Raw genomic sequence first — 15,364 nt, 5'->3', positions numbered from 1 at the left:
TGTTCCTTGTGCTTGCTTATTTAGGCGAAGGGGCGGATGCCCCCGCCTTCGCCGGGGTGGCGGACGCAGGCGTCGCTGCGGGCGTGGCATCCACCACGCGCACCAGGTCGCCGTCGTTGAGGAAGCCCGCGCCCTGCACCACGATCTGCACGCCCTCGGGCAGGGCGCTGGTGATCTCCACGCGGTCCTTCAGGCGGCGGCCGGTCTGCACCTTGAGCTGCGCCACGCGGCCGTCGGGCAGCAGCGTGAAGACGTTGTTGAAGCCGTCGCGCGGCACGATCGCGCTTTGCGGCACGGTCGGCGCGGAACTGCGGCCGAGTTCGAAGTCGCCGCGCGCGAACATGCCGGCCTTCACGCCGGTGTTCTGCTGCACGTTCGGCAGGTCGACGTAGACCAGCGCCGCGCGCGTCTGCGGATCGACCGTGGGCGCGATGCTGCGCACCGTGCCCTTCACTTGCGCGCCGCTGGCGCTGACCACGAAGGCCGGCGTGCCCACGGCCACGCGGCCCAGCTCGGCCGAGGTGACTTCGGCGCGCCATTCGAGCCGGCCCTGGCGGATCAGCCGGAACAGCTCGGTGCCGGCGCCCACCACGCTGCCCACCGTGGCGGTGCGCGCGGAGATCACGCCGTCGTCGGGCGCCAGCACCTGCGTGTTGCGCCCGCGCACCTGCTGCGCGGCCAGCACGGCCTCGGCCGCCTCGGCGCGCGCCTTGGCGGTCTGCTCGGTGGTCTGGTACTGGTTGATCTGCTGCTGGCTCAGCGCGCCCGTGGCCTGCAGCGTGCGGGCGCGCGCGGCGTTGCCGGCGGCGTCGGCGGCCGAGGCGCGGGCCTCGGCCAGCGAGGCGCGCGCCTGCGCGATGTCGGCCTGCACCGTCTCGGGCGAGAACACCGCGAGCACCTGGCCCTTCTTCACGGTGTCGCCGACGTTGACGCGCACCTCGGCCAGCTTCAGGCCGTTCGATTCGGAGCCGACCACGGCCTCCTGCCAGGCCGCCACGTTGCCGTTGGCGGCCAGCGTGACGGTCAGCTCGGTGGCCTCGGGCTTGGCGACCGAAACGGTCAGTGCCGGACGCTGCGCGGGGCCCTTGGCGGCGGGCGCGGCCTTGTGGTCGCCGTCCGGCTTGCGGGTGAGCCACAGGCCCGCCGCCACGACGGCGACGAGCGCCAGCAGCGCGAGGACAAGGGTGGAACGCTTCATTGTTTTCATGGCGACGTCGCGACCTTGGCGGCCGGGGTGGTGGTCATTGGGGACGATGCTTCGGCGGGGCGGCTCCAGCCGCCGCCCATCGAGCGGTACAGGGAGACCCAGGCTTCGGTGCTCTCGCGTTGCAGCGAGACGCGCGCGGTCTGCGCGGCGAACAGCGTGCGCCGCGAATCTTCGAGTTCGAACAGGCTGGCCAGGCCGCTGCTGTAGCGGGCCTGGGTGGCGTCGAACGAGGCCTGGTAGTTCTTCACCGCGCTGTCGGCGTCGGTGCTGCGCGCGGTGGTGGCGTCGAGGTTCACCAGCGCTTCCTCGACCTCGCGCACCGCCTGGCGCACGTTGGCGCGGTAGAGCGACACGGCCTCGGCATAGCGCGCCTTGGCCGCCTCGGTGTTGGCCGCGCGGGCGCCGCCGTCGAGCAGCGGCACGGTGAGCGACAGCGGCCCGACCGTCCAGGTGTCGAGCGATTCGCGAAAGCCGCTGGTGCGGATCTGCATGCGGCCGATCGAGCCCGAGAGCGTGAGCTTGGGATAGCGCTCGGCCTCGGCCGAGCCCACCTCGGCGCTGGCCGCGGCCACGCCGAGTTCGGCCGCGTACACGTCGGGCCGCTGCGAGAGCGCCTGCGCCGGCACGCTGGCGATGGCGCCGACCACCGGCAGCGCACGCTGCGTGGGCGAGGCCGCGAGCTTCTGCGCGAGCGTGGGTTCGTCGAGCCCGCTGAGCGCCACCAGCGCCTTGCGCTGCACCGCGCACAAGGCGCGTTGCTGCGTGAGGCGGCCCGAGGCGTCGGAGGCGCTGGCGCGTGCCAGCGCGGCGTCGGCCGGCGCGGTGAAGCCGGCGCGCGCCGACAGGTCGGTGAGCCGCGCCGTTTCGCCGCGCGATTTGGCATCCGACTCGGACACGTTCAGCTGCTGCTGGCAGGCGCGTTCGGCGAAATAGGCGTTGGCCGTTTCGGCGGCCACGGCCACGCGGGCGTCGTGCCACTTGGCGGTGGCGCTGTCCAGCTTCTGCTGGGCCGCGTCGCGGTCGGCGCGCAGGCGGCCGAACAGGTCGATCTCCCACTTCGACTGCAGGCCGGCCTGCAGCGTGGTGACGGGCGCGGTGGAGGCGCTGCTGCTGCTCGAAGAACCGCCCGCGCCGAACGACGAGCCCGAGACGCCCCGGCTGGCCGACGCCGTGCCGTCCAGGCTGGGCAGCAGCGCCGCGCCGGCCTGCACGCGCGTGGAGCGCGCCTCGGTCACGCGCGCCGCGGCGCTCGCGAGGTTGGGGCTGGCGGTTTCGGCGGCGGCGATCAGCTCGACCAGCAGCGGGTCGTCCAGCTGGCGCCACCACTCGGCCAGCGCGGCCAGCGAGCCGCCGTGGGGCAGGGGCGCATGCCACTGCGCGGGGAAGGGCGCCTGCACGGAGGCGGGCGGGCGCGTCAGGCCGCAGCCGGCGAGGCCGAGGCCCAGCGGCAGGCTCAGAACAAGGGCAATCCGTCGGAGTCGTCTCATGGCTTCTTTCTCTGCTCGGCGGCCACCTGGCGGCGGCGTGCGGTTTCGGCCTGGACCAGCGCCATCGCGTAGCCCGTGAGCCGGTCGGCCCAGGTGTCGATGGCGCGCGGCGTGCGCAGCAGCGACGGGCGCAGGGCCTCGATGAAATCCTGGCTCACGTACAGCTGCATCGACAGCCCCGTGATCGCGAAGGTCAGGCGGTGGATGTCGTCGTCCGCGCGCTCCACCTGCAGGTGGCGGCACAGCAGCTCGACGATGGCGCGGTGCGGGCCCTTGATGTCGCGCTCCAGTTCCTTGGCCCACTGGCTGGTGGGCTCCAGCATCTCGCGCATGTGCAGCTGGATGCACTGGCGCACGATCTCGCCCTGCTTGAGCGGATCGATCATGGCCGCCATGCAGATGCGCAGCGTGGCTTCGAGCGACTGGCCGGGCACGTTGCAGGCGGCCACCAGGTCGTTCGAGTCGCTGCCCATCGGCTCGTTGAAGGTGGCGGAGTACAGCCCCTCCTTGTCGCCGAAGTAGTAGCTGATGGCCGAGACGTTCACGCCGGCCTCGCGCGCGATCTCGCGGATCGAGGTCTTGGCGAAACCGTTCTGGGCGAACAGCCGCAGCGCGGTGTGCAGCAGGCGGTGGCGCGCCTCGGCGCCGTCGCTGCGAGGGGCGCGGCGCGGCGACGGCACGGGCGTTGGCGTGAGGGGGTCCCTGGCGTTCATCGGCGCGATTAGAGCATGATTGAAATCAAACGATTGATTTACTTAAGGCTTGCTGAAGGCTTTTGTTTTTGGTTGCATGTGGGCCTGCGCGCGGCAGGGGCGGGGGCCGCACACAGTACGATCCGCGCATGTCCGTCGCTTCCTCCGCCGCCGCACCGCCGCCCGCCTTGCCCCTGGACGCCGAAGGCATCCTCGCGCTCGCCGCGCGCTCGATGTTTCATCTGTTTTCGAGCATCAGCCAGGGCATGTTCCTGGTCGACCGCAGCGGGCGCATCGTCTGGGTGAACGAGGGCTACCGCCGCTTCCTGCCGGCGCTGGGTTTCTCGTCCATCGACGAGTTCATGGGCCACATGGTCGAGGACGTGATCCCCAACACCATGATGCGCCGCGTGCTCGAAACCGGCGAGCCGATCCTCATCGACCTGCTGACCAACAAGGCCGGCACCTTCGTCGTCAGCCGAATTCCGCTGCGCGAGGAGCGCGAAGACGGGGAGGGCCTGGGCAAGGTCATCGGCGCCATCGGCATCGTGCTGTTCGACCAGCCCGAGACCACGCTGCAGCCGCTCATCAGCAAGTTCGCGCTGCTGCAGCGCGACCTCGACGACGCGCGCCGCGAGCTGGCCAGCCAGCGCAACAACCCGCTGTACCAGCACGCGCCCGACGGCCAGCGCCGTTCCAAGTACACCTTCGCGAGCTTCATCGGCAGCAGCCCGGCGGCCGTGGAAGTGAAGCGCCACGCGCGCCGCGCCGCGCAGTCCACCAGCCCGGTGCTGCTGCTCGGCGAAACCGGCACCGGCAAGGAGCTGCTGGCGCATGCGATCCATGCGTCGTCCACGCGCGCCAAGGGGCAGTTCGTCAGCGTCAACATCGCGGCCGTGCCCGACACGCTGCTCGAGGCCGAGTTCTTCGGCTTCGCCCCCGGCGCCTTCACTGGCGCCGACAAGCGCGGGCGCGAAGGCAAGTTCAAGCTGGCCGACGGCGGCAGCCTGTTCCTCGACGAAATCGGCGACATGCCGCTGGGCCTGCAGGCCAAGCTGCTGCGCGCGCTGCAGGAAGGCGAGATCGAACCGCTGGGTTCCAACAAGCTGATTCCCTTCGACGCCCGCGTGATCGCCGCCACCTCGCGCGACCTGCCCGAGCTGGTGCGCCGCGGCCTGTTCCGCGAAGACCTGTATTACCGCCTCAACGTGCTGCCGCTGCGCGTGCCGCCGCTGCGCGAGCGGCGCAGCGACATCCCGGCGCTGGTCGAGGCGCTGGGCGAGGACATGGCGCTGCGCAGCGGCGAGGCGCCGCCCGAGCTCACGCCCGACGCGCTCGCGCTCCTGGCCGGCCAGCACTGGCGCGGCAACATCCGCGAACTGCGCAACGTGCTGGAGCAGGTGACGATGCGCAGCGACTCGCAGCGCATCGACGCGGCGCAGCTCGAACGCATCCTGCGCGAGGCCGGGCTGGAGCAGATCGAGGCACCCGACACCTCGCACAGCCTGCGCGACGTCGACCAGGAGGCGGCACTGCTGCGCCCGCTGTCGCAGCAGGTGGCCGAGCTGGAACGCAAGGCCATCGCCGCCGCGCTCGAAAGCACCGGCGGCAACAAGCTCGCGACCTCGCGGCTGCTGGGCATCTCGCGCGCCACGCTGTACGAGCGCATGACGGGGATGGGCTTGTCATGAGCGTGAAGGCACTGCGTTCCACCTTCGGCCCGAACTGCCACTGGTGCGGGCTGCCGATGGACTTCGACGAGCCGCACGGTCGGCCCGAGTCGGCCACCATCGAACACCTGCTCGACGCCACGCTGGGCGGCGTGCGCCAGCAGAAGCACCGGCGCCTCGCGCACGCGGTGTGCAACCACACGCGCAACGAGCTGCGGATGCGGGCCGAGCGCGAGTTCGAGAGCTGGCTCGCGGCACGCCGCGACTCTGCTGGGAAACCCTGACTGATCAACAGACAGTTGTCTGAAAACAAGACAGAGCAAATGCACTGAAATCAGGCGAAACCGGTTGCGCCCGAATGAGGAAGCCTTTGTTATCAATGGCTTAGGCGGGTGGCACGAACTGTGCAATATTCAGTCACCTTTATCAGGAGACAAGACATGCACCGTCGCCACCTCATCGCCCTGGCCGCCCTGGCCGCCCTGGGCGCCACCGCCGCCACCATGCCCGCCTGGGCCCAATCGAACGAGATCCGCATCGCCCACGTCTACAGCAAGACCGGCGCGCTGGAGGCCTACGGCAAGCAGACGCAGACCGGCCTGATGATGGGCCTGAACTACGCCACCGGCGGCACGATGATGGTCAACGGCAAGAAGCTCGTGGTCATCGAGAAGGACGACCAGGGCAAGCCCGACCTGGGCAAGTCGCTGCTGGCCGCCGCGTACTCCGACGACAAGGCCGCGCTCGCGGTCGGCCCGACCGCTTCGGGCGTGGCGCTGGCCATGCTGCCGGTGGCCGAGGAGTACAAGAAGATCCTGATCGTCGAGCCCGCCGTGGCCGACTCGATCACCGGCGACAAGTGGAACAAGTACATCTTCCGCACCGGCCGCAACTCGAGCCAGGACGCCATCTCCAACGCCGTGGCCATCGACAAGGCCGGCGTCACCGTCGCCACGCTCGCACAAGACAACGCCTTTGGCCGTGACGGCGTGAAGGCCTTCGGCGCCGCGCTGAAGAAAGCCAAGCTCGCGCACGAGGAGTACCTGCCGCCCGCCACCACCGACTTCACGGCCGGTGCGCAGCGCCTGATCGACAAGCTCAAGGACCAGCCGGGCCGCAAGATCATCTGGATCGTCTGGGCCGGCGCGGGCAACCCGTTCAAGATCGTCGACCTCGACCTGAAGCGCTACGGCATCGAGATCGCCACCGGCGGCAACATCCTGCCGGCCATGGCGGCCTACAAGTCGCTGCCGGGCATGGAAGGCGCGGCCTACTACTACTTCGGCATCCCGAAGAACCCGGTGAACGAGGCCATGGTCGCGGCCCACTACAAGGAATTCAAGACGCCGCCGGACTTCTTCACGGCCGGCGGTTTCTCGGCCGCGATGGCAGTGGTGACGGCGCTGAAGAAGACCAACGGCGACACCGGCACCAACAAGCTCATCAGCACCATGGAAGGCATGAGCTTCGACACGCCCAAGGGCAAGATGACCTTCCGCAAGGAAGACCACCAGGCGATGCAGTCGATGTACCACTTCAAGATCAAGGCCGACCCCGCGTTCGCGTGGGGCGTGCCGGAGCTGGTGCACGAAATCAAGCCGGAAGAGATGGACATCCCCATCAAGAACAAGAGGTAAGAGCTCGCCCCCAGGCTGCGCGCACTTCGTGTCGCTACGCCAACCCCCTACCAGGGGCAACACCAGCGGCCCGGCAAAGCCGGTTCCGCGGTGTTCACTTGAACATGCGGCGACTCAGAAATCGCTGCTTCCCTTTTCGCCCCGGATGGCCGCCGGGCGAAGCGCCAGCCTGCGTCCGCGCAAGTTGCCGCGCTCCACGGCCGATTCGTCAGTCTGCAAGCAAGCGTTCGATCAAACACAACAGAAGGAGACAGCGATGCCAGCGATGCGATGGAACAACTGGAAGGGGTTTGCCGCAGCAGCGGTGATCATCACGGCGGCGGCGCAGGCCGCTACGGCGGCCGTGCCGCTGCCGGCACTGGGCGCCAACCCGGCGGAGGTGAGCGTGTCCGGCTTGTCGGCCGGCGGCTTCATGGCGGTGCAGCTGCACGTGGCCTACTCGGCCACCTTCAAGCGCGGCGCGGGCGTGGTCGCCGGCGGTCCGTACTACTGCGCCGAAGGCTCGGTGCTCAACGCCACCGGGCGCTGCATGACGCACAGCACCAGCATCCCGGTCTCCACGCTCGTGAGCACCACCAACAGCTGGGCCGCCAGCGGTGCGATCGACCCGGTGTCGAACCTCAGCAACTCCAAGGTCTACCTGTTCTCGGGCACTTCGGACAACACCGTCAAGCAGCCGGTGATGGACGACCTGAAGACGTATTACCAGAGCTTCGTGCCGGCCGCCAACACGGTCTACAAGAACAACCTCGGCGCCGGCCACGCGATGGTCACCGACGACTACGGCGGCGCCTGCAGCACCACGGCCGCGCCGTACATCAACAACTGCGGCTTCGACCTCGCGGGCGAGATCCTCACGCAGCTGTACGGTCCGCTGAACCCGCGCAACAACGGCACGCTGGGCGGCACCTTCACCGAGTTCAACCAGTCGGAGTTCGTCTCCGGCCACGGCGTGGCCGCCACCGGCTGGCTCTATGTGCCGCAGGCCTGCACCACCACCTCGTGCCGCGTGCACCTGGTGCTGCACGGCTGCAAGCAGAACTACACCGACGTGAGCGACCAGTACGTCAAGAAGACGGGCTACAACCGCTGGGCCGACACCAACAACATCATCCTGATCTACCCGCAGACCAGCACCGCGGCCACCAACAGCTGCTGGGACTGGTGGGGCTACGACAGCGCCAACTACGCCAAGAAGTCGGGCCCGCAGATGGCCGCCATGAAGGCCATGATCGACCGCGTCACCGGTTCGGCCGGCGGCGGCGGGCTGCCGGCGCCCACCGGCGTGGGCACCTCGGGCGCGACCAGCAGCATGGTGATCGGCTGGGCCGGCGTCTCGGGCGCCAGCGGCTACAACGTGTACCGCGGCGGCAGCAAGGTCAACGCCTCGCCGGTGGCGGGCACCAGCTACACCGACACCGGCCTGGCCGCGTCGACCAGCTACAGCTGGACCGTGGCCGCGCTGAACGCGAGCAACGTCGAAGGCGCGATGTCGGCGGCCGCCACGGGCGCGACCACGGCGGGCCCGGGTGGCGGCGGAACCTGCTACACCGCGAGCAACTACGCGCACACCATCGCCGGGCGCGCCTATGCGCTGTGGGGCCTGACCTATGCCAACGGCTCGGGCCAGTCGATGGGCCTGTGGAACATCTACGCCATGACCACGCTGAAGCAGACGGGCACCAACTACTACGTGATCGGCACCTGTTGAGGCCGTTCACCCATCGCTGATTTTTTCGATTCGCAAGGACCTTTCCACAATGCTTGAGACCCGGGATCTGACCATCCGCTTCGGAGGGCACGTGGCCGTCAACAGCGTGAGCTGCGCATTCGCGCCAGGCACGCTGACGGCCATCGTCGGCCCCAACGGCGCGGGCAAGACCACTTACTTCAACCTGATCTCCGGGCAGCTCAAGGCCACGGCCGGCACGGTGTCGCTCGACGGGCAACCGTTGTCGCACCTGTCGCCGTCGGCGCGCACGCACGCCGGGCTGGGGCGCGCGTTCCAGCTCACCAACCTGTTCCCGAACCTCACGGTGCTGGAGAACGTGCGGCTGGCGGTGCAGGCCACGCGTGCCGGCGCGCATCGCCACGGGCTCAACCTGTGGAGCATCTGGAGCGACCACAAGGCGCTGACCGAACGCGCCGAGCAGATCCTGGCCGACGTGGCGCTCGAGCCGCGCGCCCACGCCACCGTGGCCAGCCTGCCGCACGGCGACCAGCGCAAGCTCGAGGTGGCGCTGCTGATGGCGCTCGAACCCAAGGTCTTCATGTTCGACGAGCCCACGGCCGGCATGCATGCGGCCGAGGCGCCCGTCATCCTCGACCTGATCCGCAAGCTCAAGCAGGACAAGACCAAGACCATCCTCCTGGTCGAACACAAGATGGACGTGGTGCGCGAGCTCGCGGACCGCATCATCGTGCTGCACAACGGCACGCTGGTGGCAGACGGCGAACCGGCCGAGGTGATCGCCTCGCCGGTGGTGCAGGAGGCCTACCTGGGCATCGCGAAGGAGGCCGCATGAGCACCGAAAATTTGCTGACCCTGGAAGGCGTGCAGACGCACATCGGGGCGTACCACATCCTGCACGGCGTCGACCTCGCCGTGCCCAAGGGCCAGCTCACCATGCTGCTGGGCCGCAACGGCGCGGGCAAGACCACCACGCTGCGCACCATCATGGGCCTGTGGCATGCGTCGCAGGGCAGGGTGCAGTTCGCCGGCAAGGACATCACGGCCCTGCACACGCCGCAGATCGCCGAACTCGGCGTGGCCTACGTGCCCGAGAACATGGGCATCTTCTCCGACCTCACGGTGAAGGAGAACATGGTGCTGGCCGCGCGCGGCGCCAAGAACGCCGACGCCATCGACGACACGCGCCTGAAGTGGATCTTCAAGCTCTTCCCCGCGGTCGAGAAATTCTGGAACCACCCGGCCGGCAAGCTGTCGGGCGGACAGAAGCAGATGCTGGCCGTGTCGCGCGCCATCGTCGAGCCGCGCCAGCTGCTCATCATCGACGAGCCCAGCAAGGGCCTGGCGCCCGTGATGATCAACAACATGATCGAGGCCTTCGGCGAGCTCAAACGCAGCGGCGTGACGATCCTGCTGGTCGAACAGAACATCCACTTCGCCCAGCGCCTGGGCGACACCGTCGCGGTGATGGACAACGGCCGCGTGGTGCACAGCGGCTCGATGGCCGCGTTCTCCGCCGATGCGCAACTGCAGCAATCGCTGCTCGGACTCGCCCTATGAAACTCGACTTCGACTGGAAGCCTCTGCTTCTTGCCCCCATCCTCGCGCTCGTCGCGCTGCCGCTCACGGGCTCGGTCTCGACCTGGCTCACGCTCACGGTGGCGGGGCTGGCGATGGGCATGATCATCTTCATCATCGCCTCGGGCCTCACGCTGGTGTTCGGCCTGATGGACGTGCTGAACTTCGGTCACGGCGTGTTCATTGCGCTGGGCGCCTTCGTGGCCAGCAGCGTGCTCGGCCTCATGGGCGACTGGACCGGCTCGGGCGAGCTGTGGCGCAACCTCGTGGCCGTGTTCCCGGCCATGCTCGCCGCGATGGCGGTGGCCGGCGCCATCGGACTGGCCTTCGAGCGCTTCATCGTGCGGCCGGTGTACGGCCAGCACCTGAAGCAGATCCTCATCACGATGGGCGGCATGATCATCGGCGAGGAGCTCATCAAGGTGATCTGGGGCCCGGCGCAGATTCCGCTGCCGCTGCCCGAGGCGCTGCGCGGCTCGCTGCTGGTGGGCGACGCCGCCATCAGCAAGTACCGCCTGCTCGCGGTGGCCGTGGGCGTCGTGGTGTTCGGCGTGCTGGCCTGGACGCTGGGCCGCACCAAGATCGGCCTCTTGATCCGCGCCGGCGTGCAGGACCGCGAGATGGTCGAGTCGCTGGGCTACCGCATTGGGCGCCTGTTCGTGGGCGTGTTCGTGGTGGGCAGCGCGCTGGCCGGCCTGGGCGGCGTGATGTGGGGGCTGTTCCAGCAGAACCTGGTGCCGCAGATGGGTGCGCAGGTCAACGTGCTGATCTTCATCGTGATCATCATCGGCGGGCTGGGCTCGACCGGCGGGGCGCTGCTCGGCGCGCTGCTGGTGGGGCTCATGACGAACTACATCGGCTTCCTGCTGCCCACGCTCACGCAGTTCGCGAGCATCTTCCTCATGGTGGCCGTGCTGCTGTGGCGCCCGCAGGGCGTGTACCCCGTGGCGAACCGTTGAGGAGAAAGCCGTCATGTTCCTGAAACGACTTCTTTCCAACGACATGCCGCGCAGCCGCCTGCTGGCGCTGCTGCTGGTGGCGCTGTTCCTGGCGCTGGCCTTTGCGCCGTTCCTGTTCCCGGGCGTGAAGGCGCTCAGCGTCGCGGCCAAGATCCTGGTGTTCGTGGTGCTGGTCGCCAGCTTCGACCTGCTGCTGGGCTACACCGGCATCGTGAGCTTCGCGCACACGATGTTCTTCGGCATCGGCGCCTACGGCATCGCCATCTCGGCCTCGCGGCTGGGGCCCAACTGGGGCGCGGTGCTGGTGGGGCTGGGCGCGTCGCTCGCGATCTCGCTGGTGCTTTCACTGGCCATCGGTTTGTTCTCGCTGCGGGTGCGCGCGATCTTCTTCGCGATGATCACGCTGGCCGTGGCCTCGGCGTTCCAGACGCTGGCCTCGCAGCTGTCGGACTTCACCGGCGGCGAAGACGGCCTGACCTTCAAGCTGCCCGAGCTGATCTCGCCGAGCTTCGAGTTCGCCGAAGAGCCGTTCCTCGGCGTCTCGCTCGACGGGCGCCTGCTGTGCTACTACCTGCTGTTCGTGGCGGCGGTGGTGCTGGTGCTGGCGATGCTGCGCATCGTGAACTCGCCCTTCGGCCGCGTGCTGCAGGCCATCCGCGAGAACGAGTTCCGCGCCGAGGCGATCGGCTACCGCGTGGTGGTGTACCGCACCACGGCCGCCGTGCTGTCGGCGCTGTTCGCCACGCTGGCCGGCGCGATGCTGGCCATCTGGCTGCGCTACAACGGGCCCGACACCTCGCTGAGCTTCGAGATCATGATCGACGTGCTGCTCATCGTGGTGATCGGCGGCATGGGCACGATCTACGGCGCGGCCATCGGCGCGGTGCTGTTCGTGGTGGCACAGAGCTACCTGCAGGACCTGCTGCGCCTGGGCAACGAGGCCGCCAGCGGCCTGCCGTGGCTCGCGGCGCTGCTGTCGCCCGACCGCTGGCTGCTGTGGCTGGGCGTGCTGTTCGTGCTGTCGGTGTATTACTTCCCCACGGGCATCGTGGGCAAGCTGCGGGCGAGGGCGGCGAAATGAGCGATGGCAAGAACAACAGCACCATGACGCCGTCATCGCACATCTCGCCGACATCGCACTACGCGCAACTCGCAGGCCGTGAAATCCATTGGCTCGACTGGGGCCCCGCCAACGCCCCCGTCGTCATCGCCTGGCACGGCCTGGCACGCACCAGCCGCGACATGGACGAGCTGGCGCAGCACTTCGCGGCGCGTGGCTTTCGCGTGATCTGCCCCGACACCCTCGGGCGCGGCCTGAGCCAGTGGAGCCCGTCGCCCGACGACGAATACACGCTCGCGTTCTACGCGCGGCTGGCCAACGCGCTGTGCGACGAGCTGCGGCTGGGCCGCGTGCACTGGGTGGGCACCTCGATGGGCGGCGCCATCGGCACGGTCTGCGCGTCGGGCCTGTTCGAGCCGCGCATGAAGGCGCGCATCGCCAGCCTCACGCTGAACGACAACGCGCCGCAGCTCGCGCAGGCCGCCATCGAGCGCATCCGCGCCTATGCCGGCGACCCGCCGGCCTTCGCCACGGTGGCCGAGCTCGAGGCCTTTTTCCGCACCGTCTACAAGCCCTACGGCTGGCTCAGCGACGCGCAGTGGCGCCGCCTGACTGAAAGCTCCACGCGCCGCCTGGCCGACGGCCGCGTCACGCCGCACTACGACCCGGCCATGGTCAAGCAGTTCAGCGCGCACGACAACGACTACCTGATCTGGCCGCACTACGACGTGATCGAAGCGCCGGTGCTGTGCCTGCGCGGCGCCGAGTCCGACCTGGTGCTGCCCGAGGTGATCGACGAGATGCACCGGCGCGGGCCGGGCGCGGCCGGGCGCCTGCAGGTGATCGAGGTGCCGGGCTGCGGCCATGCGCCCGCGCTCAACGTGCCGGAACAACTGGACCCGATCGAGGGGTTTATCCGCGCGGCCGTTCGTTGAAGGCACGGCGCGCTCACAATCGCGCCGACTTCAACTCCAAGACCACCTCGCCATGGCCCTCTCGATGTACGACCTGTCCGTGCCGGTTTTCACCCGCGGACTCGGCCAGCTGACCCATCTGCTCGACAAGGGCCTCGCGCATACGAAGGCCCAGAGCATCGACCCGGCGACGCTGGTCGAGGCGCGGCTGGCGCCCGACATGCTCACGCTGGCCGGCCAGATCCAGCGCGCGAGCGACGCCTCCAAGCTGGGCACGGCGCGCATCGCGGGCATCACGGCGCCGAGCTTTCCCGACGAGGAAAAGACCTGGGACGACCTGCTGGCGCGCATCGTGAAGACGCAGGATTTCCTGGCCGGCGTGGACCGCGCGCTCATCGACGGCCACGAAGAACGCCCCGTGACCATCAAGGCGCGCGAAGGCGAGGCGCACTTCACCGCGCAGCGCTACCTGCTGCAGTTCGCGCTGCCGAATTTCTTCTTCCACGTGACCACCGCCTACGACGTGCTGCGCCACAAGGGCGTGCCCATCGGCAAGCTGGACTACCTCGGCCGCTTCTGAGTTCGCTCAGGCGCGGCGGGCCGCCAGCGCGTACATCAGCGGAATGCGCGGCATGCCTTCGGGCGGGGCCATGCGGCGTCCGCCGAGTTCGCGCATGCCCTCGAAGGGCTTCCAGCCGTTGGTGTACGGGTACTCCTCGAAGCGCTCGATGGCCAGGCCCGCCTGCGCGAGCGCGGTCGTCACCTGGCCCACGCCCCAGGTGAACTCGAAGCTCGGGTGCGGGTTGCGAAAGCCCTGCACGCCGGGCGTCGGCCGGTCGTCGGCCACGAGGCCGTCGCCCGACTCGGCCACGTAGTCGCCCACGCCTTCCTCGGGCACGGGCGCGTCGTTGAAGTAGTCGTAGTGGAACTTCCACTGCGGGTCGAACACCAGCGCGAATGGATGGAACTCGACGATCACGAAGCGACCGCCGGGCTTGAGCAGCTGTGCCACGCCGCGCGCCCAGGCACCGATGTCGGACAGCCAGCACAGCGTGCCGTACGAGCAGAACACGAGGTCGTGGCGCTCGCCGCGCGCGGCGGCGGCCTCGAAGTAGTCGTAGACGTCCGCACGTTCGAAGCGCGCCGCGACGCCCGACTCGGCCGAGAGCCGGGTGGCGAAGTCGATGGCCTCGTCGGAGATGTCGACGCCGGTCACGCGGGCGCCGCGGCGCGCGATGCTCAGGCTGTCCTGTCCCGCGTTGCACTGCAGGTGCAGCACCGACAGGCCGTTCACGTCGCCGAGCAGGGCGCTTTCCTCGGGGAACAGCGTAGAGCCGCCCGCGCGGAAGAAGGCGGCCTGGTCGCCCTTGTGGCTGTTGTGCGCCACCGTGGCGGCGTTCCACGACTGGCGGTTGGCTTCGTGCAGGTCTTTCTTCATGGCGTGGTCGTGTCGGGGCGGGTGGGCCAGCCCGCCAGGTGGCGTTCGGCGATGCCCGTGAGCGCGGTGATCCACGCCGGGCTGTCGTTGAGGCAGGGGATGTAGCCGAAGCGCTCGCCGCCCGCGTGCAGGAAGGCTTCGCGGCCTTCCATGGCGATCTCTTCGAGGGTCTCGAGACAGTCGGCCGGAAAGCCCGGGCACACCACGTCGACGTGCTTCACGCCGCGCGTCCCGAGTTCGCGCAGGGTGGGCTCGGTGTAGGGCTCCAGCCACTTGGCGCGGCCGAAGCGCGACTGGAAGGTCGTGCGGTACTGCGTGGACGCCAGGCCCAGCCGCGCCGCAAGCAGGCGCGCAGTCTCGAGGCACTGCGCCTCGTAGGGATCGCCCAGCGCGATGTTGCGCGCGGGAATGCCGTGGAAGCTCATCACCAGCAGCTCGCCGCGGCCTTCGGTCTTCCAGTGCTTCTCGATGCCTTGCGCGAGCGCCTCGATGTAGGCGGGGTCGTCGTGGTACTGGTTGACGAAGCGGAACTCGGGCACGTGGCGCTGGCGGCGGCTCCAGGCGTTCACGGCGTCGATCACGCTGGCCGTGGTGGTGGCCGAGTATTGCGGGTAGGCCTGCAGCACCAGCACGCGCGTGGCGCCTTCGGCTTGCAGCGCATCGAGCCGCGAGGCGATCGACGGGTTGGCGTAGCGCATCGCGTCGCGCACCGTCACGCGGTGGCCGCGCTCGCCGAGCCAGCCGGCCAGCAGGGTGGCCTGCTTCTGCGTCCAGACCTTGAGCGGCGAGCCCTCGGGCAGCCAGATGCTGGCGTACTTCGCGGCCGACTTCGCGGGCCGCGTGCGCAGGATGATGCCGTGCAGGATCAGCGCCCACAGCGCCCTGGGAATCTCGACCACGCGCGGGTCGCCCAGGAAGTCGGCGAGGTAGGGGCGCACCGCGGCGGCGGTGGGCGCATCGGGCGAACCGAGGTTGCACCAGAGCACGGCGGTGCGGTCGTTCTTGCGGTCATCGGAGGCGAGAGGCATGCGA

General features: G+C 69.2%; 15 protein-coding genes. 10 read left to right on the top strand and 5 right to left on the bottom strand.

The features are described from left to right. Positions 1–16: 16 nt before the first annotated feature. Genes ACAM52_RS13080 through ACAM52_RS13070 form a run of 3 tightly spaced genes read right to left on the bottom strand, consistent with a single transcriptional unit; the run spans position 17 to position 3,407 of the window. Positions 17–1,207 (bottom strand): efflux RND transporter periplasmic adaptor subunit, encoded by a 1,191-nt coding sequence (locus ACAM52_RS13080; protein ID WP_369647248.1) that lies wholly within the window; start codon positions 1,205–1,207, stop codon positions 17–19. Continuing rightward, positions 1,204–2,694 (bottom strand): efflux transporter outer membrane subunit, encoded by a 1,491-nt coding sequence (locus tag ACAM52_RS13075; RefSeq protein ID WP_369647247.1) that lies wholly within the window; start codon positions 2,692–2,694, stop codon positions 1,204–1,206. The genes ACAM52_RS13080 and ACAM52_RS13075 overlap by 4 nt, the downstream gene beginning before the upstream one ends. After that, entirely contained in the window at positions 2,691–3,407 is a 717-nt protein-coding gene (locus tag ACAM52_RS13070) for a CerR family C-terminal domain-containing protein (RefSeq protein WP_070060446.1), read from the bottom strand. Before ACAM52_RS13070 ends, ACAM52_RS13075 begins: the two co-directional genes overlap by 4 nt. Positions 3,408–3,535: 128 nt before the next feature. Here ACAM52_RS13070 and ACAM52_RS13065 point away from each other — a divergent pair, with 128 nt between their 5' ends. From ACAM52_RS13065 to ACAM52_RS13020, 10 genes are all read left to right on the top strand, one after another. Next, positions 3,536–5,077, top strand: a complete 1,542-nt coding sequence (locus ACAM52_RS13065; RefSeq protein WP_369647246.1) for a sigma-54 interaction domain-containing protein — start codon at positions 3,536–3,538, stop codon at positions 5,075–5,077. After that, positions 5,074–5,340, top strand: a complete 267-nt coding sequence (locus ACAM52_RS13060) for a hypothetical protein (protein WP_070060447.1) — start codon at positions 5,074–5,076, stop codon at positions 5,338–5,340. The genes ACAM52_RS13065 and ACAM52_RS13060 overlap by 4 nt, the downstream gene beginning before the upstream one ends. A gap of 156 nt (positions 5,341–5,496) precedes the next feature. Then, positions 5,497–6,693, top strand: a complete 1,197-nt coding sequence (locus ACAM52_RS13055) for a substrate-binding domain-containing protein (RefSeq protein WP_369647245.1) — start codon at positions 5,497–5,499, stop codon at positions 6,691–6,693. A 256-nt stretch (positions 6,694–6,949) separates the two neighbouring features. Then, positions 6,950–8,404 carry a PHB depolymerase family esterase gene (locus tag ACAM52_RS13050; protein ID WP_369647244.1) on the top strand — a complete coding sequence of 485 codons (1,455 nt, stop codon included), beginning with the start codon at positions 6,950–6,952 and terminating at the stop codon, positions 8,402–8,404. 49 nt (positions 8,405–8,453) lie between these two features. Then, the gene (locus ACAM52_RS13045; protein ID WP_062475886.1) at positions 8,454–9,218 is read left to right on the top strand and encodes an ABC transporter ATP-binding protein; all 765 of its coding nucleotides are present in this window, start codon (positions 8,454–8,456) and stop codon (positions 9,216–9,218) included. Continuing rightward, entirely contained in the window at positions 9,215–9,943 is a 729-nt protein-coding gene (locus ACAM52_RS13040; protein WP_159277159.1) for an ABC transporter ATP-binding protein, read from the top strand. The genes ACAM52_RS13045 and ACAM52_RS13040 overlap by 4 nt, the downstream gene beginning before the upstream one ends. Then, on the top strand, positions 9,940–10,920 hold the full coding sequence (locus ACAM52_RS13035) for a branched-chain amino acid ABC transporter permease (RefSeq protein WP_070060451.1): 981 nt from the start codon (positions 9,940–9,942) through the stop codon (positions 10,918–10,920). Before ACAM52_RS13040 ends, ACAM52_RS13035 begins: the two co-directional genes overlap by 4 nt. A 13-nt stretch (positions 10,921–10,933) precedes the next feature. After that, positions 10,934–12,001 (top strand): branched-chain amino acid ABC transporter permease, encoded by a 1,068-nt coding sequence (locus ACAM52_RS13030; protein WP_070060452.1) that lies wholly within the window; start codon positions 10,934–10,936, stop codon positions 11,999–12,001. Positions 12,002–12,024: 23 nt separating this feature from the next. Beyond that, positions 12,025–12,915 (top strand): alpha/beta fold hydrolase, encoded by an 891-nt coding sequence (locus ACAM52_RS13025; protein WP_369647732.1) that lies wholly within the window; start codon positions 12,025–12,027, stop codon positions 12,913–12,915. 52 nt (positions 12,916–12,967) lie between these two features. Beyond that, positions 12,968–13,474 carry a DUF1993 family protein gene (locus ACAM52_RS13020; protein ID WP_369647243.1) on the top strand — a complete coding sequence of 169 codons (507 nt, stop codon included), beginning with the start codon at positions 12,968–12,970 and terminating at the stop codon, positions 13,472–13,474. Between the two features lie 6 nt (positions 13,475–13,480). Here the strand turns inward: ACAM52_RS13020 and ACAM52_RS13015 are convergent, their stop codons facing one another. Both ACAM52_RS13015 and hemH read right to left on the bottom strand, forming a co-directional pair. After that, entirely contained in the window at positions 13,481–14,332 is an 852-nt protein-coding gene (locus ACAM52_RS13015; RefSeq protein WP_369647242.1) for a class I SAM-dependent methyltransferase, read from the bottom strand. Next, entirely contained in the window at positions 14,329–15,360 is a 1,032-nt protein-coding gene (gene hemH / locus ACAM52_RS13010) for a ferrochelatase (protein ID WP_369647241.1), read from the bottom strand. Before hemH ends, ACAM52_RS13015 begins: the two co-directional genes overlap by 4 nt. Positions 15,361–15,364 lie beyond the last annotated feature (4 nt).

Source organism: Variovorax sp. V118 (assembly GCF_041154445.1).
GTDB classification, from domain to species: domain Bacteria; phylum Pseudomonadota; class Gammaproteobacteria; order Burkholderiales; family Burkholderiaceae_C; genus Variovorax; species Variovorax boronicumulans.
This window is presented reverse-complemented; position numbering and strand designations above follow the sequence as displayed.